The following is a 22,512-nucleotide window of genomic DNA, read 5'->3' on the forward strand; positions in this document are numbered from 1 at the left end:
ACATGGTGCTCGGGGTGTGATTCGCAAACTCCACCATCGTGGCAAAACACGTCATACGAAAATTCAGAAGTGACCAATAACCGACTAGGATCGGTGATTGGAAATCCGACATCGTTGCAGGTCAAATCGGGAAAATTTGCTTGATTACTTTAATCGACCGCAATTCTCGTTTTTTTTAAATTTAGAAGATAGCCACCAAGAAAAGCAAACTTGTCATAGAGGCTATGGCACAAATGTTGGAGCCCCTGTCGAAAGAAACCATCACTCCAGATAGAGGAAAAGAATTCACGAATCATCAGAATCAGCTGTGGGAGAACAAACTTAATAATAGGCCACAAAAATGTCTGAACTGGAAAACACCTTATGAAGTTTTCTATGAAGAAAATGTGCACTTAATTTGACAATTCAAGATAGAAAAAAGCTCCAAAAAGATAGCTTTCATCTCATTGGAACTTTTACTTAATCATTATTGCTTAGTTAATACCACTCGGTCAGATGCCTCTCGGTCCATATCGTCGATAATCAATTGATTACCATTGACCGTGTAAATTTTGACATCATCACCGATAATGACACGTTGATTTTCTGGCTCAAAGGTGACTTGCTTGATTTCCTTATCTCCATCTGGCTCGACCTCAGTCCATGTACCAGTTTTACCTGTTACAACAAGAGTGATTTGGTCATTCTCATCTTTTCCAGTATAGGTACCATCGATATTCGTAGGTTGAGCTACAGTAGTGTCCTGACTTGAGGAGGCTTGTGGTTGACTAGCACTTGTCGCAGCGCTAGAAGATGATTCTTGTTGAGTAGATGATTGCTGAGCAGATTGCTGGGTAGGAGCTTGTGCCTTAGGTTCACAAGCTGCTAAAAGACTAAGAATTGCTAGGGAAGCAATAGAAAGTGTGAATATTTTCGTTTTCATAGCGATTTCCTTTCTTTTGTGCCAATGTTTTGCTGGAATCGTTTCCAGAAATACCTCCTACCTCCAGTATAGCAACTTAAACCTAGAAGGTCAACTAATCCCATCGCTTCCTACTAAACTCGCTCGTACTTCCGAGATAAAGTAGAGTGACCCAGTCACGAAAAGCAAGTCCTGGTCATTGGCCTTTTCTTCAAATTCTCTGATAAAATCGCCATAGGAAGGAATCAAATCATAACCCGCCACATCCTTTTCTTCCAGAGAACCTTGGTAGTCAAAGCCTGTTACCTTAAGTTCCACCTCAGGCAACTGCTCTGTTAGATAACCTAGCATCCCCTGATAATCCTTGCGTTTAAGGGCACCAAAAAGGACATGAACCTGGTAGCCTTGCTGGATTTTCCCCTGAATAAACTCTACTAGACGAGTCAAGGCTGGCAGATTGTGAGCCCCATCTAGGTAGATTTTCGGACGAATCCGTTCCAATCGACCTGCCCAGTGAGTTTCTTTCAAAGCCTGTCTGACAAGCTCTTCTTCGACCCTTTTACCTCTTGACGCCATAAATAGAAGAAAGGTTTCTAAAGCCAAGGCGGCATTTTCTTGCTGATAAGCACCTTCCAAACCGATTTTAAGCTGTGAAAAGCTTGCTAGCTTACTTGAGAAATTTCCAGCTTTCAAAGCGAAGTCTTGTCCAGCTTGATAAAGATCTACGTCTAACTCTCTCGCTTTACTTTGGCAGACAAGCTCCTCTTCTGGATCAAACTTGGCAATGACCGCCTTCTTGCCAGACTTGAAAATACCAGCTTTCTGCTCGGCTATTTCCTTCAGACTGTCACCCAAGGTCTCCTGATGATCTAGCCCAATCGAAGTAATAACTGCAATCTCGCCTGTTACGACATTAGTGGTGTCAAGCAAACCACCAATCCCCACTTCTAGAAGAACTAGATCCACTTCCTGCTCTTTAAAATAAAGCAAAGCAATCAGGGTCAACAACTCAAAGAAAGACAATTGATCATGTGTTTCCAAAAGAGTTTTTTCCATCTCCTTGACTTGGTTAGCTATACGGATAAAGTCTTCATCTACGATCGGTTGCTCATTGATACAGATTCGATCATGGATACTGATGATATGAGGAGATGTAAAGGTGCCAACTTTTTTACCGTGAACTGCGAATAGCTCCCTCATAAAGGCAATAGTTGACCCCTTGCCGTTAGTTCCTGTTACATGGATAATAGGATAGGTCTTCTCAGGATTTCCCAGTAAATCCACTGCTTGTTGCATTCGTCCAAGACCAGATCTAAAGTTTAAACCAATCCGACTATGGAGCCATTCTTCTACTTCAAACATACATATCTCCTTAACAAAAAAGCGAAGTGACCCTTCGCTTTTGTTTAGGTAATTAAAAACTACCCACTATTCCACTTCGTCTCTAGAAGGGCTAAAAACTTCCCCTGAACTTACTTACAATCTTTATTCTTAGCGTAAGGGTAAAAATGTTCACTGAACTTACCAGTTCTCTCTAATTTCAAGGAACTGGGGTGATACAGTCTCCCAGACGTTCCAACTCTTCCAATTTTTAGGAGTTGGGGTGATACAGTCTCCCAGACTGTATCACTCCTCCATAAAACTGTTGAAGACTTCTTCAATCATATTCCATTCGTCTTCTGAATCTTCTGGGATTGGTTGCAATTCACCCTCTGTTCCGTCTTCATTTTCGATGAATGAGTAAGCTTGGATTTCAACTTCTCCATTTTCGTCTTCTTCTGCATTAACTGGTACTAGAAGAACATAGTTTTTACCAAATTCTTCTTTGCCGTCAATGGTCAAAAGAATTTCAAATAAAGTCTCATTTCCTTGCTCATCTACAAGTGTAATTAGTTCACGTTCTTCGTGTTCATGGTTATGATCGTGTGCCATAGCCTCTCCTTTATCTTAAAATTTTCTATCTAAATAGTTCTGTAAAATTAGCTGCGCAGCTAACTTATCAATAACTTTCTTGCGTTTGGTGCGACTGAGATCCGCCTGCTCAATCAGCATCCGCTCTGCTGCCACCGTCGTCAGGCGCTCATCTTGATAGTCTACTGGCAAACCAAAGAGTTCTTCTAGCTTTGCTCCATATGCTTGACTAGCTTCCACGCGCGGTCCGCTTGTATTGTTCATGTTTTTTGGCAAACCTACTACAAAGCGTTCCACCTCATAGCTGTCAACCAATTCCTTGATACGGTCAAAGCCAAACTGACCCTGCTCCTCATTTATTTGGATAATTTCAAGGCCTTGAGCCGTAAAACCTAGTGGGTCACTAACGGCAACGCCTACCGTTTTTGAACCGACGTCCAATCCCATAATTCTCATAGATTATAGATCGACTCCTTGTCCTTTAAGGTAGTAGCGTACCAATTCTTCAACAATTTCATCACGCTCATACTTGCGGATTTGATTTCGTGCATTATTGTAACGAGGAACGTAGGCAGGGTCTCCACTCAATACATAACCGACGATTTGATTTATCGGATTATAACCCTTTTCATTCAGAGAAGCATAGACATCTGTCAACGTTTCACTGATTTCCTTCTTGTTGGAATCATCCAATTTAAACCGTACAGTTTCTTCAGTAAATCCCATTCTAACACCCTCTTTCCTTAGAATAGCACTATTATAACATATTTCCTTACGTTCTACAAATAAGTCCGTCTATTTATTTGGATTTTCTACTCTTCTGTCGCTCCATTTGCAATTCTGTCTTCGATATATTGGCTTGGTTCGTTTTTCAAAAGACTCTCTAAGCCAATATTTTTTAGGTATTCTACTTGCGCCGCTTTTTTGATATCTAAGACTTGTAAATCATAGGTCGTCGTAGTTTCCATCTCTGTCTCGCTGATTAACTGAGTCTCAACCGTAAATCCTTCTAGCTTACGTGCTTCTTGGAGACTTTCATCTTTCTCTTCCGCTTCTGCAAAGGCTTTCTTTGTTTCTTCGAGACCATAATCAGCGATAAAGGATTTCAATTCCTCATTTAACGGCTGTGTCTGCTGAATAACCAATTTTAGAAATTGTTTTCCTTTATAGGTAATGGTTTGTGTTTGTTTGCTTCCAGTTTCTGACTTGGGGAGAATCAAAGTCTTGGTCACAACCGTATTCTTTTCTGCATTTTCCAAAACTGGCAGAGTAGACTGGAGATCTTCTGATGACGTTTTTGAAGTGGCAGTTGTTCCCTTCTTTTGTCCGCATCCTACAAGCAAGAGAAGGAGAACGGCTGTGCTAATTACTATTCTTTTCATATTTCCTCACATGTTTATTAGATTAAAAGCGAACAAGGCTAGGAGATCCCCCAGCCTTGATGTTTATAGAGCTGCACGTAGACGTGCTTCTGCATTTTCTACATTACGGACAGAGCGTGGCAAGAAGGCACGGATATCATCTTCTTTATAGCCGACTTGTAGGCGCTTCTCGTCAACGAGAATCGGACTCTTTAAGATCCGTGGTGTTTCCATGATTAAGTTGAGCACTTCATTGACACTCAAATCTTCAATGTCAACTCCCAAAGCTTTCGCATAGCGGTTTTTTGATGATACAATACTAGCAATTCCATTCTCTGTTTTCGTTAGAATGTCTAATAACTCTTCTCTTGTAATTCCTTCTTTACCAAGATTTTGTTCTTTATAACTTAACTGGTGTGCGTTGAGCCAAGTCTTCGCTTTCTTACAGCTTGTGCAACTGGAGACGGTATAAATCTTAATCATGTGCCTACCCCTTTCGCTACATGTTACTAACAGTTTAATCTATTATACCATAAAAAACATCCGACTTGCGACCTATTTTTAAAAAAATTTAACTTTTTTCGCGATTTCCGTACTTTTTTCTTGACAAAATCAATTTATAGCCAACTTTTAAATTTTTTGATATAGATTCGTTTCACAACTGTAACACTTATCATATAGAGAACAATAATCAAAAGCAAAAAGAGGAAATAAATTGGTTCCAAAGGGGTTAAATGAAGCAGGCTAGCAATTGAAGAGTAGGGAAGGAAGGTCACAAAACTAGCTGCTAGCAAGGTTGTACCAAGAACAAACCATGATGGTCGACTTTGTAAGAAAGGCAATTTTGCTGAACGAAGCATATGGATAACCATGGTTTGGGACCACATGGATTCAATGAACCAACCTGTCTGGAACAAAATGATAAAGCCCGTTGCAGACTCTGCTCCGTGAACATAGGCTTGGCCTGTCGCCATTGGCACAATGACAAAATAGAGCAAAATAAAGGTCAAAATATCGAAAACCGAAGAAATCGGACCCATCCAAATCATAAAGCGAGTAATAGACTTGGCTTCCCACTTATGAGGATGCTTCAAAAAGTCTTCATCCACATTATCAAAAGGAAGAGCTATGCAAGAAAGGTCGTAGACGAGGTTTAACACAATCAAGTGAATCGGAGCCATAGGAAGGAAAGGTAAAAAGATACCAGACACTAACAGAGAGAAAATGTTCCCAAAATTAGAGCTGACCGTCATCTTGATATATTTGGTCATATTAGCGTAGACCTTACGCCCTTCAACCAGCCCTTTTTCAAGCACCATCAAATCCTTATCTAGCAAAATGACATCAGCTGTCTCTTTGGCAATATCTACTGCTGTATCAACAGAAATCCCCACATCGGCTACTTTCATAGAAGGGGCATCATTGATCCCATCTCCCATATAGCCGACACAATGTCCATTCGATTTGATTTGTAAAATGATTCGTGCTTTTTGATCCGGAGAGAGTTTGGCAAAGACAGTCACCTTCTCAACTGCTTGGGCCAACTCCTCATCTGTCATAGCGTCAATATCAGATCCCAACAAGATTTGATCAACGTCTAGACCAACTTTTTCGCAAACTGCTTGGGTTACCTTCTCATTATCCCCCGTCAAGATCTTTGTTTGAACACCGTGTTCTAACAAAGCTTGGATAGCAGGTGCTGCAGATGGTTTTGGTGGATCTAGGAAGGCAAGATAGCCTGTTAGAATCATCTCCTTTTCATCTTCAACGGAGTAAGCAAAACCTTCTTTTAGACCTGTTTTATAGGCGACTCCCAAAACTCGCAAGCCTTGCTGATTGAGTTGGTCCACTTCTTTTAAGATTTCCACTCGGATATCATCCGTCAGAGGGCTAATCTGACCTTGATATTCCACATGGGTTGAAATCGCAAGCATTTCCTCTAGGGCACCCTTGGTTACCAAACTAACAACTTCGTTCTCATCCTTGACGATGACACTCATCCGTCTGCGTTCAAAATCAAAGGGTAATTCATCTATTTTTTGGAAGCTAGTATCCAAATTTTGTAGAATAGCGTGTTCTTTAGCTTCTTTTTCAGTTCTACTGATAATGGCACGGTCCATCAAGTTTTTCAAACCGGTTTGAAAATAGGAATTGAGGTAGGCCCGTCTCAACACAGACAAATCCAAATCTCCATGTATATCCAAAGGATATTCAAGGACAATTTCGTCTTGGGTAAGGGTCCCGGTTTTATCCGTACACAGGATATCAATAGCACCTAGATCTTGTATGGCATTGAGTTTTTTGATGACGACTTTTTCCTTGGCCATGATAATGGAGCCTTTTGCTAAACTGGCCGTGATGATCATAGGAAGCATCTCAGGTGTGAGCCCAACACCCACACTCAAGGCAAATACGCCAGCTTCTAACCAATCTCCGTCTGTCAAGCCGTTGGAGAGGAAGACGATGGGAACCATGACTAACATCAAACGGATTAAGAGCCAAGAGATGCTGTTCATCTCCCGCTCAAATGAGGTCGGTTCGTCATAGGTATTGAGAGTTTGCTCGATTTCTCCCATCATGGTGTCATCGCCGACCGCTAGAATCAAAGCCTTGGCACTTCCTGATATCACATTGGTTCCCATAAAGGCGAGCGCTTCTGCTTCTAGCAGACTATCAAAGTTTGACTGACTCATTTTTGACAAGGCTAGTTTTTCAACCGAGTCACTTTCACCTGTCAAACCAGACTGTTGAACAAAGAAATCACGTGATTCAATTAAAATGAGGTCTGCTGGTATCATATCCCCAGCACTTAACTTGACTATATCTCCAACGACCAAATCTTCAATTGCGACCTCTAAACTCTGGCCTTCGCGAATAACTGTGGCTGTATTCACAATCATTTTTGATAGATTGGTCGCAGCCTTGTCACTCCGCAGTTCTTGGACAAAGCGTATGCCACCAGAGATTAGAACGAGAACAACGATGATGATAGAGGTCGTCGGATCTTCTTGTCCAGGCTTTGCCAACCAGACATTGGCCACCATGGAGATCATAGCGATGACCAGCAGGATGATTGTAAATGGATTGATAATAGATTCGTAAATCTTTTTAAGGATACTGTCTTCTTGACCCTTTGTGATGGTGTTTTCGCCATATAGATCACGATTTTTCTCCACCTGCTCCTCAGTCAAGCCTGTTAGACTTGTCTTATAAAAAGATAGAGTTTCGTTTAAAGGTGTGCGAATAGCTGTTGCTAATCTTTCTTTTGTAGTTTTCATTGGTTTCTCCTATCTGTATGAATGATGTGTTTCATACACAGAGACCAATCACTTTATAAGGGCAGAACGACACAAATCAGCGATTGGCTGTGTATGTGCGGTTCTGGATGATCGTCAATTTGCATCGTTTGTCTCCTTTCCTTGTTTTAAAACAGTAGAAAATCCCACCATAAAATGGCAGGATTAAAAAACTAATTATCTGTTTTTTCGTTCAAGCTTTAACTCCATAGGGCGATGTAATGAACTTAGTCTTGGCCTTCGCGACCAGGACTGTTGACCAACGAGTAGTGTCTCCACTGCTTTGCGGTAGTCATCCGTATCCCTATGGTAGCCTCACCTACCGTTTTCGTCTATCAGTATAAACCTTTAAAATATAAAAGTCAACGATTTATCATAATTTTCTTAAATAACAATTAATTCCTTCGGTGCTAGAGTCAACAATTCGCAACCGTTATCTGTAATTAAGATATCATCTTCAATACGAACACCGTATTTTCCTTCAATATAAATACCTGGTTCATCAGTCAAGACCATACCAGCTTGAATGCTCTCGGTAGAAGTTTGGCTAAAGTAAGGTTCTTCGTGGATGTCAAGTCCAATACCGTGTCCAATACCGTGAGTAAAGTAGTCGCCATAGCCTGCCTCGATAATAATATCACGAGGAATTTTGTCAAAGTCGCGGAAACCTAAACCTGCCTTAGCTTGGTCAATCAAGGCTTGGTTGGCTTTCAGAACCGTATTGTAAATTTCTGCCTGCTCGTCACTGACATGACCGAGGTAGATGGTCCGTGTCATGTCACTGACATAGTGGTCATAAAGGCAACCGAAGTCCATGGTAATGGCTTCTCCTAGCTCCACTGGTTTGTGCATAGGATGGGCATGGGGTTTGGAAGAGTTGATACCGCTTGCTAGGATTGTATCAAAGGATAAGCCAAATGCTCCTAGCTCACGCATGCGGAAATCAAGGAAGTTGGCAATTTCGATCTCAGTTTTTCCTGGTTTGATGAAGTCAAGCGCATCTCGAAAAGCTTGGTCCGAGATAGAACAAGCCTTTCGAATAGTCGCAATCTCTTTCTCATCCTTAATCATACGAAGCGCTTCAACAAACTGAGTCTGAGGAAGCAGGTTAATTCCTTCAAAGGCTGCCTGCATACGGTGGTAATAAGAGACCGAAATCTCGTCTTCAAAACCGACGCGAGACAAGCCCATATCCTTAACAATGCCTGCAATAACAGCCAATTCATCGCGGTCAGCTACAATCTCAAACCCTGTCACTTCTTGCTTAGCTGCAATGATATAGCGAGAGTCTGTCACCAAAACCTGACGGTCACGACTGATAAAGACTGTTCCATTTGAACCCCAAAAACCAGTCAAATAATAGACGTTTTTAAGGTTGTTGATGATGATACCATCTAATTCTTTTTCTTGCATTTTAGCTAGAAATGCTTGCACACGTTTATTCATGATGTAACTTTCCTTTCAAATAGTGTCCTGTGTAGCTGGCTTCATTGGCCGCTACTTCTTCTGGGGTTCCTGTTGCGATGATGGTTCCACCACCGACACCGCCCTCAGGTCCCAAATCAATAATATGGTCTGCTGTCTTGATGACATCCAGATTGTGCTCGATAACAAGGACGGTATTGCCATCGTCGACAAAGCGAGCCAAGACTTTAAGCAAGCGAGCGATATCCTCGGTATGAAGCCCTGTCGTCGGCTCATCCAGAATGTAGAAAGATTTTCCTGTCGAGCGTTTGTGGAGTTCACTAGCCAACTTCATACGCTGGGCTTCTCCCCCAGAAAGGGTGGTAGCTGGTTGCCCTAGCGTTACATAGCCCAGCCCCACATCCTTGATGGTCTGAAGTTTACGTTGAATCTTGGGAATGTGTTGGAAGAACTCTACCGCATCGTTGACAGTCATATCTAAAACCTGCGAGATATTCTTTTCCTTGTAGTGAACTTCTAAGGTTTCACTGTTGTAGCGAGTCCCGTGGCAGACTTCACAAGCCACGTAAACATCTGGCAAGAAGTGCATCTCAATCTTGATGATCCCGTCACCTGAGCAGGCTTCGCAACGACCACCCTTGACGTTGAAACTGAAACGGCCCTTCTTATAGCCTCGAATCTTAGCTTCGTTTGTCTGAGCAAAGAGGTCTCGTATATCGTCAAAAACTCCCGTATAGGTAGCCGGGTTAGACCTTGGCGTTCGTCCAATGGGGCTCTGGTCAATATCAATCAAGCGGTCTACATGCTCAATCCCTGTGATAGTTTTAAACTTACCAGGCTTGTCTGAATTGCGGTTGAGCTTCTGGGCAATGGCTTTTTTGAGGATACTGTTGATTAAGGTCGATTTCCCTGAACCCGACACCCCTGTCACCGCGATGAATTTTCCTAATGGGAAGCGAGCAGTGATATTTTGCAAGTTGTTCTCACGCGCACCTGTCACTTCGATAAAGCGACCATTTCCAGCACGGCGCTCTGCTGGCACTGGAATGGCACGTTTCCCAGACAAGTACTGGCCTGTGATAGACTTGCTGTTGCGAGCCACCTGCTTTGGCGTACCTGCAGCAACAATCTCCCCACCAAAAACACCGGCACCCGGACCAACGTCAATCAGATAATCCGCCTCACGCATAGTATCTTCATCGTGTTCCACCACGATGAGAGTATTGCCCAAGTCGCGCATCTTTTTCAGGCTGGCAATCAGGCGGTCATTATCCCTCTGGTGAAGACCGATGGACGGCTCATCAAGGATATAAAGGACACCTGATAGGTTAGACCCAATCTGAGTCGCCAAGCGAATTCGCTGACTCTCACCACCTGAAAGGGTTCCTGCCGAGCGTGACAGAGTCAGATAGTTAAGACCTACGTTATTGAGGAAGGTCAAGCGATCCTTGATTTCCTTGAGAATGGGACGGGCGATGATGGCTTCATTTTCAGACAAGGTCAGCTGACTCACCAAGTCCAAGTGGTCTGCGATAGACAGGTCTGAGATTTCACCGATATGTGGCCCTTGCTCACCACCCACACGGACAGACAAGGCCTGGTCATTGAGACGGTAGCCGTGACAAGTTCCGCAGGTCAGCTCATTCATGTAGAGACGCATCTGGGTGCGCGTGTAGTCACTGTTAGTTTCATGGTAACGACGCTTGATATTATTGACAACTCCTTCAAAAGGAATGTCAATATCGCGCACACCACCAAATTCATTTTCATAGTGAAAATGGAATTCCTTGCCATCAGACCCATAGAGAATCAAGTTTTTATCTTCTTCTGACAAGTCCTCAAAGGGCTTATCCATATCTACTCCAAAGGCTGTCATGGCCTGCTCTAGCATATTTGGATAGTAGTTGGATGAGATAGGATTCCAAGGTGCCAGCGCTCCTTCACGTAAGGTTTTGCTGGCATCAGGAACCACCAAATCAGTATCCACCTCCAGCTTGATGCCCAAACCGTCACACTCGCTACAAGAGCCAAAAGGAGCATTGAAGGAGAAGAGACGTGGCTCTAACTCTGGAACGGTAAAACCACAAACCGGGCAGGCATAGTGCTCAGAAAAGAGCAACTCAGAATCGTCCATAGTGTCGATAATCACATAACCTTCTGCGATACGAAGGGCAGCCTCAATGGAATCAAAGAGACGGCTACGGATACCTTCCTTGATGACAATACGGTCGACCACAACATCGATATTGTGTTGCTTGCTCTTGGACAACTCTGGAACTTCGGTCACATCATAGACTTCCCCATCCACTCGGACGCGGACATAGCCGTCTTTCTGAACCTTTTCAATGACACTCTTATGTTGCCCTTTTTTCTTTCGGATAACTGGAGCTAAGATTTGCAGGCGCTGGCGTTCTGGCAATTCCAAGACCTTATCCACGATTTGCTCTACAGAAGAAGCCTTGATAGCCCCATGTCCGTTGATACAGTAAGGCGTCCCCACACGTGCGTAGAGGAGACGCAGATAATCGTTGATTTCAGTCGTGGTTCCCACGGTCGAGCGAGGGTTTTTGCTGGTGGTTTTCTGGTCAATGGAAATAGCTGGGCTGAGGCCATCAATGGCATCCACATCTGGTTTTTCCATGTTGCCCAAAAACTGGCGAGCATAGGCTGATAGACTCTCTACATAGCGACGTTGCCCCTCAGCATAGAGGGTATCAAAAGCTAGACTGGATTTCCCTGAACCTGACAAACCGGTAACGACGACCAGCTTGTCTCGTGGAATTTCCACATCGATATTTTTTAAGTTATGGGCACGCGCCCCATGAATCACAATTTTATCTTGCATCTTTGTTCTTTCTAGTCCATTATTGCTTTCCATTATACCAAAAAATGTGAAATTCTATTACCCAAAAAGCTGTTTTTATAGTATAATAGTACGGTGCAAAAAATGAATCACTGAATAGTAGGAAAGGATAGGGGATGTGAAACAGGTTTTTCTCTCAACAACAACTGAATTTAAAGAGATCGACACGCTTGAACCGGGCACTTGGATCAATCTCGTCAATCCTACACAAAATGAATCGTTGGAAATCGCCAACGCCTTCGATATTGACATCGCCGACCTCCGGGCACCGCTCGATGCGGAAGAAATGTCCCGTATTACCATTGAAGATGAGTATACCTTGATCATCGTGGACGTTCCCATCACAGAGGAGAGAAACAATCGCACCTACTACGTAACGATTCCGCTGGGGATTATCATCACCGAGGAAACCATTATCACTACCTGTTTGGAATCCCTCCCTGTTCTTGATGTCTTTATCAACCGTAGACTGCGTAACTTTTATACCTTCATGCGTTCACGTTTTATCTTCCAGATTCTCTACCGTAACGCCGAGCTTTACCTGACAGCTCTCCGTTCGATTGACCGTAAGAGTGAACAAATCGAAAGTCAACTTCACAAGTCTACTCGAAACGAAGAGCTGATCGAGCTCATGGAATTGGAAAAGACCATCGTCTATTTCAAGGCCTCGCTTAAGACAAATGAGCGCGTGATTAAGAAATTGACTAGCGCAACCAGCAATATCAAGAAATACCTAGAAGACGAAGACCTACTCGAAGACACTCTGATTGAAACCCAACAGGCCATCGAGATGGCAGATATCTATGGAAACGTCCTTCACTCTATGACAGAGACCTTTGCCTCTATCATTTCCAACAACCAGAACAACATCATGAAAACCCTGGCTCTCGTGACCATTGTCATGTCTATCCCAACCATGATCTTCTCAGCCTATGGGATGAACTTCAAGGATAATGAAATCCCTTTGAACGGTGAACCACACGCCTTCTGGTTAATCGTCTTTATCGCCTTTGCTATGAGTGTTTCGCTCACTCTCTATCTCATCCATAAAAAATGGTTCTAAGAGGAATCCCTATGTCTCAGATTGATTTACAAAAACTAACCAAGAAAAACCAAGAGTTTATCCACATCGCTACCCAACAATTTCTCAAAGATGGCAAAACAGACGCTGAAATCAAGGCTGTCTTTGAGGAAATCATTCCCCAAATTCTTGAAGAGCAAGCCAAAGGGACGACAGCTCGTTCACTCTATGGTGCTCCAACCCACTGGGCTCATAGCTTCACTGTCAAGGAGCAATATGAAAAAGAGCATCCAAAAGAAAATGACGATCCAAAACTCATGATTATGGACTCAGCCCTTTTTATCACCAGTCTCTTTGCATTGGTTAGCGCTCTGACTACGTTCTTCTCTACAGATCAGGCTATTGGCTATGGGTTGATTACCCTCTTGTTGGTTGGACTTGTAGGAGGACTTGCCTTCTACTTGATGTACTACTTTGTCTACCAGTACTATGGACCAGACACAGACCGTAGCCAGCGTCCTCCATTCTGGAAATCAATCCTCGTCATCCTGGCCTCTATGGTCCTTTGGTTGGTTGTCTTCTTTGCAACAAGCTTCCTACCAGCTAGCCTTAACCCCGTACTTGCTCCATTGCCACTAGCTATTATCGGCGCAGTTCTCCTAGCCCTTCGTTTCTATCTCAAGAAACGTTTCAATATTCGAAGCGCAAGCGCGGGACCATCACGTTATTAAGGAGAATAGAAAAAGCAACTGCAGGTGCGGTTGCTTTTTTACTACTTTCCTGATTTAAAAGCATTCTTCTGAAAGCCCACATAGCTTTCTCTCACCTTTTGTGATAAAATAGGCTCAATCCATTTCTAGGAGGATGAGTTATGGTTTCTATTATTGGTATCGTGAGTTTATCTAGTGGCATTATCGGAGAGGATTTTGTCAAACACGAAGTGGACTTAGGTGTCCAACGTCTCAAGGACTTGGGACTCAATCCTGTCTTTTTGCCCCATTCGTTAAAAGGTTTAGACTTTATCAAGGATCATCCTGAAGCGCGTGCAGAGGATTTGATGCAGGCCTTTTCTGATGACAGCATCGACATGATCCTATGCGCCATCGGTGGGGATGATACCTATCGCTTGCTACCTTATCTTTTTGAAAATGACCAGCTTCAAAAGGTTATCAAACCAAAGATTTTTCTTGGCTTCTCGGATACAACCATGAACCATCTCATGTTGCACAAACTAGGTGTTAAAACTTTTTATGGTCAATCCTTTTTAGCAGATATTTGTGAATTGGACAAGGAGATGTTGCCCTATAGTCTCCACTACTTTAAAGAATTGATCGAGACAGGAAAAATCTCAGAAATTCGCCCTAGTGACGTTTGGTATGTGGAACGAACTGACTTCAGTCCCAAGGCTTTAGGAACACCTCGTGTCAGTCATGCAAATACCGGTTTTGACTTGTTGCAAGGAAATGCCCAGTTCGAGGGAGAAATCCTCGGTGGTTGCCTTGAGTCTCTCTATGATATCTTTGACAATTCTCGATACGCAGACAGCACGGAGCTCTGCCAAAAATACAAACTTTTCCCTGACTTGTCAGACTGGGAAGGAAAGATTCTCTTGTTAGAAACAAGCGAAGAAAAGCCTGACCTGGAAGACTTCAAAAAGATATTGCAGACTTTGAAAGAAACTGGGGTATTTGAGGTCATCAGTGGACTCTTGGTCGGAAAGCCAATGGATGAAACCTTCTATGACGACTATAAGGAAGCACTATTGGATATCATTGATAACAATATCCCGATTGTCTATAATCTAAATGTCGGCCACGCAACTCCAAGAGCCATTATCCCTTTTGGCGTTCACGCCTATGTAGATGCACAGGAGCAAGTCATTCATTTTGACTATAACAAATAAAGCTGAGAGGAGTTTCTCAGCTTTTTCTCTTGTATAACTACTAAAACGTCACATATTACTGATGACTAAAATCATAAAAGAGAGACTGTTTCCTAGTATGTGAACTAGCAAGGGATAGTAAATATTTTCTTTCCCTTTCACATAAATAATAGAAAAGGCAAGACCACCACCTAGGTATCCGATGGCACCGACCCACTCTGATAAACTTAAATTATGCATATGAGTAAATGCAAAGGCAAGGCCGACCAAAAAGACACTCAGCCAAGTTGGTAGACTTTTCCTCAAATATCTCAATAAAATTTGACGGAAAAAGAGTTCTTCCACCAGAGGTCCAATGATACAGGCGAAAACTGCTATCAGTAATGGTTGCTCTTGAAAGGTACTTTGAATATTCAACTGGTTTAGACCTTGTCCGACTAGCCCAAAAAACTGCCTCAATATTCCTGATATAAAGCCAAAGAAAACAGTCATCAGAATGAGAAAGAGCCATCCTGTTAAGACTTCAAAAAGAATCTCCTTTTAGAATATCTAATCTCATTCCATTGTTTGATCAATCTATCCTTAAGTAAAAAAGAACCATACAGAGCTAATACTACATAGACTAGATAATTCGTAATTGAAGATGGCATCAAGGAAGCTAACCATTTAACACCGTCAAAAACAAAGAGAATTGTATAGAGAAGCACAAAAATAAGGATTCTCTTATGTTTGTTGGACATCATTTATCTCCCCTTCCACTCACAATCATTCTCATGGTCGTCAACCAGACCTGCAGCCTGAAGAAATGACAAAACTGCCACAGGACCTGTGAACTTGAAGCCCTGTTTTTTGAGATCTTTAGCTACCAGCTCTGACAAGGCTGTTTTGGCCGCTACCTCTTGGTAGTCAGGGACATCATGGACTATTGTTTTTCCTTCAACAAAAGACCAGAGATAAGTGTCAAAAGAGCCATAGGTTTCCTGGACTTGTAAAAATGCATGGGCGTTGGCACGCGTCGCAAAGAGCTTGGCACGGTTTCGGATGATGGCTGGATTCTCTAACAAGGTTTCCAATTCCTCGTTGGTCATTTCTGCGACACGCTGAAGATCATATTGGTGAAAGGCTTCTCGGAAAGCCTGACGCTTATTAAGTACCGTTTCCCAAGATAGACCTGCCTGATAGGTTTCCATACAAAGAAGTTCAAATAACTTTTGATCGTCATGAAGAGGTTGCCCCCACTCTTCGTCATGGTAGGCAATATAAAGGGGATTGGTCATTTTGACCCAGCCACAGCGGGTTTTCATAGTATATTCTCCTATTTCACCAGCATCTTGAGAGCTGACTTGATATAGTTCTCTGCTGTATCCGTCGTTCCTTCAAAGAATTTCTTGATTTTCTTGAGCTCAGTTGCCTTGTAGCCCAACGCTAGCATAGCTTCCATAGCTTCTTCCAGTTCTTGGTTTTCAGCGCTGGTTTGCACTGCCACCTTGGCAGGAAGGTCATCACTAGCCACGACTACCTTGCCTTCCAAGTCTAGCACCATCTGCTGGGCTGTTTTCTTGCCAATCTTTGGAAACTTGGTCAAGTAAGTGATGTTCTTGGTCTCAATCGCTTGAACCAGACCAGCATTATCATCGGCAGCGATAATAGCAAGAGCTGACACCGGACCAATCCCTGATACCGAAATCAGACTAAGAAAGAGTTTCTTCTCATCTTCTGAGCGAAAACCATAGAGCAGATGTGCGTCCTCACGGACAACTTGGTGCACATAAATTTGAATTTCTTGATTGACCTGACCTGAATAAGCATAGGGATTGGCTACATGCAGGATATAACCGATACCATTCGCCTCTAGGACGATGTATTTGGCAGTGATTTTGGTAATGATTCCTTTTAGATATTCGTACATAATTTTTCTCCATTATTTTGCCTATCTAGTATACCATATTTCCCCAAGACAGACTGCAACAAAAGGTGCAACCTCTGGTTGACAAATAGTACAGTAGATTGTATTCTCATTATAAGTAAAAATTGTTAGGATAGGGGTAGAAAAAGGAGGATAGAATAATGAAACTCGCAGAAAAACTATTTGAGCTCCGAAAGGAAAAAGGTTGGTCCCAGGAAAAGCTAGCAGAACAAATCAATGTTTCTCGGCAAAGCATCTCAAAATGGGAGTCTGGACAAGTCCTTCCAGAAATCGAAAAAATCATTGAATTAAGTAAGATTTTTCAAGTGACAACTGACTATCTACTACTGGATGAAAACTCTGAAAAAGGTTCCTCAGAAGTAATCTTGGAGGAAAACAAGGACAAATACTATAAAGAGGCTAAATCCTTTGGTCTCTGGCAAGTGATTTATATTTTCGTCTTGGCTCTGGCCATCTATCTCTTTTTAGCTGGTTCTAGTTTCCCAGCCGAATTCACTGCCTGGATTTGGCTGACCTTCGTTCTTTTGATTGCTTCAGCAATTGCGATCAACAAGACTCTCAAAACCAAACAACGTTATCTTGATAAAGTGCTTGGTCTTGAGAATCCTTCGAACCAAGACGACTCTCCGAAACTTTGAGTCAATTGAATCATATTTCTCAGTACTTTTATAGGACCGGTCTTGTCAAGCAAGTGTAAACCTCATGGCAATTTGCCATGTCCAATCAAAGTACCACCTTAGAAAAACTAAAAAGCCTTGTTTGGAAAACAAAGGCTTTTTGTGTTCTTAATATTTCCCCAACTCACGAAGGCTCGTATGATTTTCCTGAATGCGACGGAACATCTTTTCCATATCCGACTTGGTAAAATGCACCAAAACAGGACGTCCATGAGGACAGTTGTAGGGATTGTCACATTGAGAAAGTTGATAGAGAAGCTGTCTGGCTGAGTGATCATCGATACGATGGTTGGCCTTGATAGACCGCTTGCAGGACATCATGATAGCTAGCTCTGCTCGGTATTTCTTGATCGAAACTTCCTTGGTCAAGAGGAGCATGTCACACATTTCATAGATGCCAGATTCGATTTCTTCTTCCGTCATCCAAATAGGATGTTCACGTAGAATAAATTGATTTTCTCCGTACTCTGCTAGAAAGACACCCACTTCCTCTAAGAGAGGCATTCTTTCCCTGAGACGAAGGGCATCATCTGCAGGAAATTCAAAGATGTAAGGTACTAGGAGTTGTTGCTGGCTCTGATCAACATTGCCAATGCTTTCACGATATTCCTCGTACTTAACCCGTTCCTGAGCCGCATGCTGGTCTATGATGTAGAGTCCATCTCGGCCCTGAGCAAAGAGATAAGTCCCGTGCATTTGCCCGAAAAACTCCAACTCTGGGAAGCTGGATGCTTCTTCTCGTTCCAGCTTGTCATAAGCCTTATCGAGACTAGCTAGATCTAACTCCGGATGGTCTAGTTGATCATAGTTAGCTGGCTTTCTCTCTGCAAAATGGAGCTTTGCTGGCTTGGTCAGCTGGTCCAAGGTTTCCTTGGCAAACAGGGTCAAGTCCTGCCCTTCATCAGTCAATTCTACCTGGTGATCAGCCACCTCAGCTTGACTAGGTTTTGAGAGTTCTGTTTGTTCATAGTAAAGCGTATTTTCTTTGAGTGGGAGAATGGTCTGCTCTACCTTTTGACGATTACGCACGGTCGACTTGGCAAGATTTTCTAAAGCATCAGGAATCAAGGCTTGTTCCTTGAGACTATTTGAAATAGCTTCTGAAACCAAGGTCATCAGTTCTCTTTCCTTAGAAATCCGCACTTCTTGTTTGGTTGGATGGACATTGACATCAGCCAGATAAGGATCGATATGGATATGGATGACAGCCAGTGGAAAACGCCCTACCATGAGCTTGCTTCCGTAACCGTCCAAAATAGCGCGATTGAGCAAGAAGTTCTTGATATAACGGCCATTGATGAAGAGGCTGATATAGTTACGATTTGCTCGGGTTAACTCAGGCAGAGACACAAAACCTGTAATTTCGAAATCTAGGTCAGAGTTCTCAATGGCAATCATCTTCTTAGCACTCGCCAAACCGTAAATCCCTGCGATGGCTTGTCGCAGTTGGCCAGTCCCTGCTGTCCGCGTCATTTCCTTGCCATCACTGATTAAACTAAAAGAAATCTCGGGATGAGCCAATCCCAGACGGTTGACAATATCAATGATATGAGACAGCTCCGCTTGCTGGCTCTTCATATACTTGAGGCGGGCAGGCGTGTTGAAAAAGAGATCCTCCACACAAACCTTGGTCCCCACAGGACTAGTCGCTGGAATGACTTCCTCAACTTCTCCCCCACGCGCAACGAGCTTGGTTCCATGACTCGCACCATCCACCGCCGTCAACAGATTCAAGACACTGACAGAAGCGATAGAGGGCAGGGCTTCACCTCGAAAACCGAGTGTCCGAATCCGAAAGAGGTCTGCTTGATTTTTTATCTTACTGGTCGCATGTCGACGCAAGGCCAATTCCACCTCATCATGGGCAATTCCATGACCATTATCGGTGATTTGAATTTTCTTGAGACCAGCTTCCTCAATCTCAATGATAATCTGGCTAGAGCCCGCGTCAATGGCATTTTCTACCAACTCTTTGACGACACTAGCAGGACGTTCGATAACCTCCCCTGCTGCAATCTGGTTTGCCAGCACCTCTGGCAATTCAATAATATGAGACATCTTTCAGCCCCTTTCTGTATCTATTTTCCTAGAAATTGATTAGTGCTATTATACCATATTTCAGATACTATCAGAAAAAGCAAATACCACATAGATTCCAAATCCCTCCACATAGGCAAAAGCTCTTGTCATGGGTCGTAAAATAGTGTTTAATAAAGGTGTACAAGAAGTGAGATTAACTTTGTATGAAAAGGAGGGAAGTTTATGAAAGTAGAACTACAGATTAAGGAGACCTACAAGGAAGAAAAGCTGATTGTTCAAGCACCTAAATCAACCGAGAAAGTCCTGAAAGTCATCGAGTTCGCTGAAAATCTTGACCAAAAAGAAACAATCAAAGGAAAGATTGAAGATCAGGTCTATCTAGTTGAAATTGGCAAGATTCAGCGCTTCTATATAGAAAACCGAAAGGTTCTAGCAGAAACTGCATCTCAGACCTACAGCGTTGATTTGCGACTCTATCAGGTTCTTGAAATTCTGCCGACAACTTTTATCCAAATTTCCCAATCTGAAATCGTCAATATCGACTCCATCTCTCATCTCAAGCTCACGCCCAACGGTCTGGTTGAAATTTTCTTAAAAAACGAAAGTTTCACCTACTCTTCACGCCGCTACCTAAAAACCATCAAGGAGAAATTAGAACTATGAAAAAACAAATCTTTCACGATGCAGCCGCGGGTGTTCTTATCGGCCTCATCCTCTCTATCCTTTTTTCACTCATTTATGCCCCAAATACCTATGCGCCACTGAGTCCCGAGTCTCTGATCGGCCAAGCGATGATTCAACATCAAGTTCACGGTGCTCTGGTCTTGCTCTACTGCACGATTATCTGGTCAGCTATCGGCGTTCTCTTTAGCTTTGGTGGTCGTTTATTCAGCCGTGACTGGAGCTTGCTCCGTGCCACACTTTCCCACTTCTTCCTCATGCTGGCTGGCTTTGTTCCACTAGCAACTCTGGCTGGTTGGTTCCCCTTCCACTGGACCTTCTATCTCCAGCTCATTCCAGAGTTTGCGATCGTCTACCTCATCATCTGGGTTATTCTCTATAAAAGAGAAGCAAAAAAAGTAGACCACATCAATCAACTCTTGGCCCATAAAAAGTAATAGAGAGAAATCCCACTCACAAATGCATGAGTGGGATTCTTTTTATAATTTTTGTTTAAACTCAACCAAGACATTCATAGCCTGCATAGGTGTCATATTGTATACATCCAGTTTAGCTAATTCTGCTAGGATAGGATGTTCTTCAGGCGCATCAAAGAGTGACATCTGTTCAGTAACAGCACTTGTTCCTCTCATCGGAGCAGGGCTTTCCGTCCCTTGACTCTCCAGTTGAGTTAATATCTTATCCGCCCTTGCTAAAAGTTCTGCTGGTAAACCAGCAATCTTAGCAACATGGATACCGTAGGATTTGTCAGCCGGCCCTGGTTCAATCTTGTGAAGGAAGGTGACCTGCCCATCCTGTTCCAAGGTTGCCACGTGGACATTGACCAAGTGTTCCAAACTGGACTCCAGACTAGTCAACTCATGGTAATGGGTCGCAAAGAGGGTCTTGGCTCCGATATGTTCATGAATGTATTCGATAATGGACTGGGCCAGAGCCATCCCGTCATAAGTTGCAGTTCCCCGTCCCAATTCATCAAAGAGAATCAAGGAGTCCTTGGTCGCATGCGAAATGGCATTGTTGGCCTCCATCATCTCTACCATAAAGGTTGATTGACCTGAAACCAAGTCATCTGCTGCTCCGATACGGGTAAAGATAGCATCGAAGATAGGCAAATGCGCACTTTCTGCCGGCACATACGAGCCTAGCTGGGCCATAACCGCTGTTATGGCTAGCTGACGCATGTAGGTAGACTTCCCACTCATGTTGGGCCCTGTAATCAGCTGAATACTCGTATCTTCTGCCATCTGAATCGTATTAGGAATATAGGTCTGAGCTCCCATAACCTTTTCGACGACAGCATGGCGCCCTTTCTGGATATCAATTTGTGAATTGTCTCCAAACTCAGGTCGAATCAAATGCTGGGTTTCAGCCACAACTGCGAGACTTTGCAAGACATCAACGGTCGCAATTCCTTGGGCTAGAGCCTGCAAACGCTGGATGTACTTGCTGACTTCCTCACGGATGCGCATAAAAATTTCATATTCTAGGTTGGCCGACTTCTCACGCGCCTCCAGCATATCTCCCTCGATACAGGCTAATTCCTCAGTACCAAAGCGTTCTGAGTTTTTCAGCGTTGCCTTGCGGAAAAAGTGGGCTGGTACATTTCCCAGTTGCGAATTGGTCACATGGAAATAGTAACCATCCTTTTTATTGTAGTCAATCTTAAGCGTGCTGATACCAGAGTTTTCTCTCTCCTTAGCCTCAATCTCAGCAATCCAACTAGTCCCTTCTCTGAGCACACGACGGTATTTGTCTAAGGTCTCATCAAATCCCGTACGGATAATGCCACCTTCCGTAATCACGTGAGGAGCTTCAGGAGCAATGGCAGCACTAATCAAGCTCTCCAACTCAGGGATGGCATCTAACTGTTCGATAAGATAGGCTAGAGCAGGCTGCTCCATTCCCTCTAAAATCGCACGAATCCGTGGTACACTGGATAAGGTGGTTGCCAATTGCAAAAGATCCTTGGGATTGGTCTTGCCAAAAGAAACCCGACTAGCCAAACGTTCGATGTCATAAACACCCTTGAGACTGTCTGTCAAATCACTGCGCTCAAAGAAATGGTCAAGAAAGACCTGCACCACCTCTTGACGTTGGACGATTCGCTCCTTATAAATTAAAGGACGATGGATCCAAGAACGCAAAAGACGCATTCCCATAGCCGTTTTGGTTTCATCCAAAAGCCAGAAAAGGCTGCCTTGCTTTTTGCCTGAACGGGCATTCTCAACCAAATCCAGACTAGCCTTGGTCGCATAATCCATCTGTAAGAAATCTTTGATTTCATAGCGAATAACTGGTTTGAGGTGATTCAATTCTCGCATCTGAGTCCGGTGAACGTACTGAAGGAGCTTACTAGATGCTGCTTGTTCCACAGCTGCCAAACGCGAATCCAGTAAATGGACATCCTCAAAGCCTTCTTTCTCGTAGGAAAGTACCAGATTCATCTGACGACTGAGGATTTGTTCTTCTTCCTCAGACAAGTCATCCCCCAGCACCACTTCACGAGCCTTGAGGTTACGGATTTCCC

Annotated in this window: 20 protein-coding genes, 2 pseudogenes and 1 riboswitch; of the genes and pseudogenes, 7 read left to right on the plus strand and 15 right to left on the minus strand. The window is 43.3% G+C overall.

The window, feature by feature from the left end; translation table 11 throughout:
- Positions 1-401, plus strand: a pseudogene (locus tag SORDD16_RS12280) (transposase); the annotation flags it as partial.
- A gap of 65 nt (positions 402-466) precedes the next feature.
- On the opposite strand, the gene SORDD16_RS01700 reads toward SORDD16_RS12280, so the two are convergent.
- The 10 genes from SORDD16_RS01700 to uvrA form a co-directional block, all read right to left on the minus strand.
- Positions 467-922: an SP_0198 family lipoprotein gene (locus SORDD16_RS01700; protein ID WP_061452117.1), complete on the minus strand. Its 456-nt coding sequence runs from the start codon at positions 920-922 to the stop codon at positions 467-469.
- Between the two features lie 90 nt (positions 923-1,012).
- On the minus strand, positions 1,013-2,263 hold the full coding sequence (locus SORDD16_RS01705; RefSeq protein ID WP_061452118.1) for a bifunctional folylpolyglutamate synthase/dihydrofolate synthase: 1,251 nt from the start codon (positions 2,261-2,263) through the stop codon (positions 1,013-1,015).
- Positions 2,264-2,527: 264 nt separating this feature from the next.
- Positions 2,528-2,833, minus strand: coding sequence for a DUF1292 domain-containing protein (locus SORDD16_RS01710; protein WP_061452119.1), 306 nt, complete (start codon positions 2,831-2,833; stop codon positions 2,528-2,530).
- 15 nt (positions 2,834-2,848) lie between these two features.
- Entirely contained in the window at positions 2,849-3,268 is a 420-nt protein-coding gene (gene ruvX / locus SORDD16_RS01715; protein ID WP_061452120.1) for a Holliday junction resolvase RuvX, read from the minus strand.
- A gap of 3 nt (positions 3,269-3,271) precedes the next feature.
- Positions 3,272-3,538, minus strand: coding sequence for an IreB family regulatory phosphoprotein (locus tag SORDD16_RS01720; RefSeq protein WP_000507060.1), 267 nt, complete (start codon positions 3,536-3,538; stop codon positions 3,272-3,274).
- An 86-nt stretch (positions 3,539-3,624) separates the two neighbouring features.
- Complete coding sequence (locus SORDD16_RS01725; RefSeq protein WP_061452121.1) at positions 3,625-4,194, minus strand: SP0191 family lipoprotein; 570 nt, start codon at positions 4,192-4,194, stop codon at positions 3,625-3,627.
- A gap of 63 nt (positions 4,195-4,257) precedes the next feature.
- A complete protein-coding gene (gene spx, locus SORDD16_RS01730) occupies positions 4,258-4,656 on the minus strand; it encodes a transcriptional regulator Spx (protein ID WP_061418394.1) in 399 nt (132 codons plus the stop codon).
- A gap of 134 nt (positions 4,657-4,790) precedes the next feature.
- Positions 4,791-7,451, minus strand: coding sequence for a magnesium-translocating P-type ATPase (mgtA, locus tag SORDD16_RS01735; RefSeq protein ID WP_061452122.1), 2,661 nt, complete (start codon positions 7,449-7,451; stop codon positions 4,791-4,793).
- 195 nt (positions 7,452-7,646) lie between these two features.
- Positions 7,647-7,798: riboswitch (M-box (ykoK) riboswitch) on the minus strand.
- Between the two features lie 55 nt (positions 7,799-7,853).
- Entirely contained in the window at positions 7,854-8,915 is a 1,062-nt protein-coding gene (locus SORDD16_RS01740) for a M24 family metallopeptidase (RefSeq protein WP_061452123.1), read from the minus strand.
- The gene (gene uvrA, locus SORDD16_RS01745) at positions 8,908-11,739 is read right to left on the minus strand and encodes an excinuclease ABC subunit UvrA (protein WP_061452124.1); all 2,832 of its coding nucleotides are present in this window, start codon (positions 11,737-11,739) and stop codon (positions 8,908-8,910) included. Before uvrA ends, SORDD16_RS01740 begins: the two co-directional genes overlap by 8 nt.
- A gap of 136 nt (positions 11,740-11,875) precedes the next feature.
- Here uvrA and SORDD16_RS01750 point away from each other — a divergent pair, with 136 nt between their 5' ends.
- From SORDD16_RS01750 to SORDD16_RS01760, 3 genes are all read left to right on the plus strand, one after another.
- Complete coding sequence (locus SORDD16_RS01750) at positions 11,876-12,820, plus strand: magnesium transporter CorA family protein (protein WP_000815619.1); 945 nt, start codon at positions 11,876-11,878, stop codon at positions 12,818-12,820.
- An 11-nt stretch (positions 12,821-12,831) separates the two neighbouring features.
- A complete protein-coding gene (locus SORDD16_RS01755; RefSeq protein ID WP_061452125.1) occupies positions 12,832-13,509 on the plus strand; it encodes a DUF1129 domain-containing protein in 678 nt (225 codons plus the stop codon).
- 140 nt (positions 13,510-13,649) lie between these two features.
- Positions 13,650-14,681, plus strand: coding sequence for a S66 family peptidase (locus SORDD16_RS01760; RefSeq protein WP_061452126.1), 1,032 nt, complete (start codon positions 13,650-13,652; stop codon positions 14,679-14,681).
- Positions 14,682-14,729: 48 nt separating this feature from the next.
- Here the strand turns inward: SORDD16_RS01760 and SORDD16_RS01765 are convergent.
- From SORDD16_RS01765 to ruvA, 3 genes and pseudogenes are all read right to left on the minus strand, one after another.
- A pseudogene (locus SORDD16_RS01765) lies at positions 14,730-15,403 on the minus strand (lysostaphin resistance A-like protein).
- Entirely contained in the window at positions 15,404-15,964 is a 561-nt protein-coding gene (locus SORDD16_RS01770; RefSeq protein WP_061452127.1) for a DNA-3-methyladenine glycosylase I, read from the minus strand.
- 11 nt (positions 15,965-15,975) lie between these two features.
- Positions 15,976-16,569: a Holliday junction branch migration protein RuvA gene (gene ruvA, locus SORDD16_RS01775; RefSeq protein WP_061452128.1), complete on the minus strand. Its 594-nt coding sequence runs from the start codon at positions 16,567-16,569 to the stop codon at positions 15,976-15,978.
- Between the two features lie 158 nt (positions 16,570-16,727).
- On the opposite strand from ruvA, the gene SORDD16_RS01780 reads away from it, so the two are divergent.
- On the plus strand, positions 16,728-17,225 hold the full coding sequence (locus SORDD16_RS01780; protein ID WP_061452129.1) for a helix-turn-helix domain-containing protein: 498 nt from the start codon (positions 16,728-16,730) through the stop codon (positions 17,223-17,225).
- Between the two features lie 147 nt (positions 17,226-17,372).
- On the opposite strand, the gene mutL is transcribed toward SORDD16_RS01780, so the two are convergent.
- Positions 17,373-19,322: a DNA mismatch repair endonuclease MutL gene (gene mutL, locus SORDD16_RS01785; RefSeq protein ID WP_061452130.1), complete on the minus strand. Its 1,950-nt coding sequence runs from the start codon at positions 19,320-19,322 to the stop codon at positions 17,373-17,375.
- Between the two features lie 204 nt (positions 19,323-19,526).
- On the opposite strand from mutL, the gene SORDD16_RS01790 reads away from it, so the two are divergent.
- Together SORDD16_RS01790 and SORDD16_RS01795 are read left to right on the plus strand one after the other, a co-directional pair.
- Positions 19,527-19,967 (plus strand): LytTR family DNA-binding domain-containing protein, encoded by a 441-nt coding sequence (locus tag SORDD16_RS01790; RefSeq protein WP_061452131.1) that lies wholly within the window; start codon positions 19,527-19,529, stop codon positions 19,965-19,967.
- Complete coding sequence (locus tag SORDD16_RS01795; protein ID WP_061452132.1) at positions 19,964-20,422, plus strand: DUF3021 domain-containing protein; 459 nt, start codon at positions 19,964-19,966, stop codon at positions 20,420-20,422. The genes SORDD16_RS01790 and SORDD16_RS01795 overlap by 4 nt, the downstream gene beginning before the upstream one ends.
- A gap of 42 nt (positions 20,423-20,464) precedes the next feature.
- Here the strand turns inward: SORDD16_RS01795 and mutS are convergent.
- Positions 20,465-22,512: DNA mismatch repair protein MutS (gene mutS / locus SORDD16_RS01800; RefSeq protein ID WP_241733941.1), on the minus strand; the 2,048-nt coding region annotated here is incomplete at its 5' end.

The sequence above is a fragment of the Streptococcus oralis genome (assembly GCF_001578945.1).
Taxonomy (GTDB): Bacteria; Bacillota; Bacilli; order Lactobacillales; family Streptococcaceae; genus Streptococcus; species Streptococcus oralis_Q.

Coding starts and splice junctions, on each gene's coding strand:
- SORDD16_RS01710 (WP_061452119.1), bottom strand. CDS start 2,833: ATGGCACACGATCATAACCATGAACACGAAGAACGTGAACTAATTACA.
- ruvX (WP_061452120.1), bottom strand. CDS start 3,268: ATGAGAATTATGGGATTGGACGTCGGTTCAAAAACGGTAGGCGTTGCC.
- SORDD16_RS01790 (WP_061452131.1), top strand. CDS start 19,527: ATGAAAGTAGAACTACAGATTAAGGAGACCTACAAGGAAGAAAAGCTG.
- SORDD16_RS01725 (WP_061452121.1), bottom strand. CDS start 4,194: ATGAAAAGAATAGTAATTAGCACAGCCGTTCTCCTTCTCTTGCTTGTA.
- ruvA (WP_061452128.1), bottom strand. CDS start 16,569: ATGTACGAATATCTAAAAGGAATCATTACCAAAATCACTGCCAAATAC.
- uvrA (WP_061452124.1), bottom strand. CDS start 11,739: ATGCAAGATAAAATTGTGATTCATGGGGCGCGTGCCCATAACTTAAAA.
- SORDD16_RS01795 (WP_061452132.1), top strand. CDS start 19,964: ATGAAAAAACAAATCTTTCACGATGCAGCCGCGGGTGTTCTTATCGGC.
- SORDD16_RS01760 (WP_061452126.1), top strand. CDS start 13,650: ATGGTTTCTATTATTGGTATCGTGAGTTTATCTAGTGGCATTATCGGA.
- SORDD16_RS01755 (WP_061452125.1), top strand. CDS start 12,832: ATGTCTCAGATTGATTTACAAAAACTAACCAAGAAAAACCAAGAGTTT.
- SORDD16_RS01770 (WP_061452127.1), bottom strand. CDS start 15,964: ATGAAAACCCGCTGTGGCTGGGTCAAAATGACCAATCCCCTTTATATT.
- SORDD16_RS01740 (WP_061452123.1), bottom strand. CDS start 8,915: ATGAATAAACGTGTGCAAGCATTTCTAGCTAAAATGCAAGAAAAAGAA.
- mgtA (WP_061452122.1), bottom strand. CDS start 7,451: ATGAAAACTACAAAAGAAAGATTAGCAACAGCTATTCGCACACCTTTA.
- SORDD16_RS01700 (WP_061452117.1), bottom strand. CDS start 922: ATGAAAACGAAAATATTCACACTTTCTATTGCTTCCCTAGCAATTCTT.
- mutL (WP_061452130.1), bottom strand. CDS start 19,322: ATGTCTCATATTATTGAATTGCCAGAGGTGCTGGCAAACCAGATTGCA.
- SORDD16_RS01780 (WP_061452129.1), top strand. CDS start 16,728: ATGAAACTCGCAGAAAAACTATTTGAGCTCCGAAAGGAAAAAGGTTGG.
- SORDD16_RS01720 (WP_000507060.1), bottom strand. CDS start 3,538: ATGGGATTTACTGAAGAAACTGTACGGTTTAAATTGGATGATTCCAAC.
- spx (WP_061418394.1), bottom strand. CDS start 4,656: ATGATTAAGATTTATACCGTCTCCAGTTGCACAAGCTGTAAGAAAGCG.
- SORDD16_RS01705 (WP_061452118.1), bottom strand. CDS start 2,263: ATGTTTGAAGTAGAAGAATGGCTCCATAGTCGGATTGGTTTAAACTTT.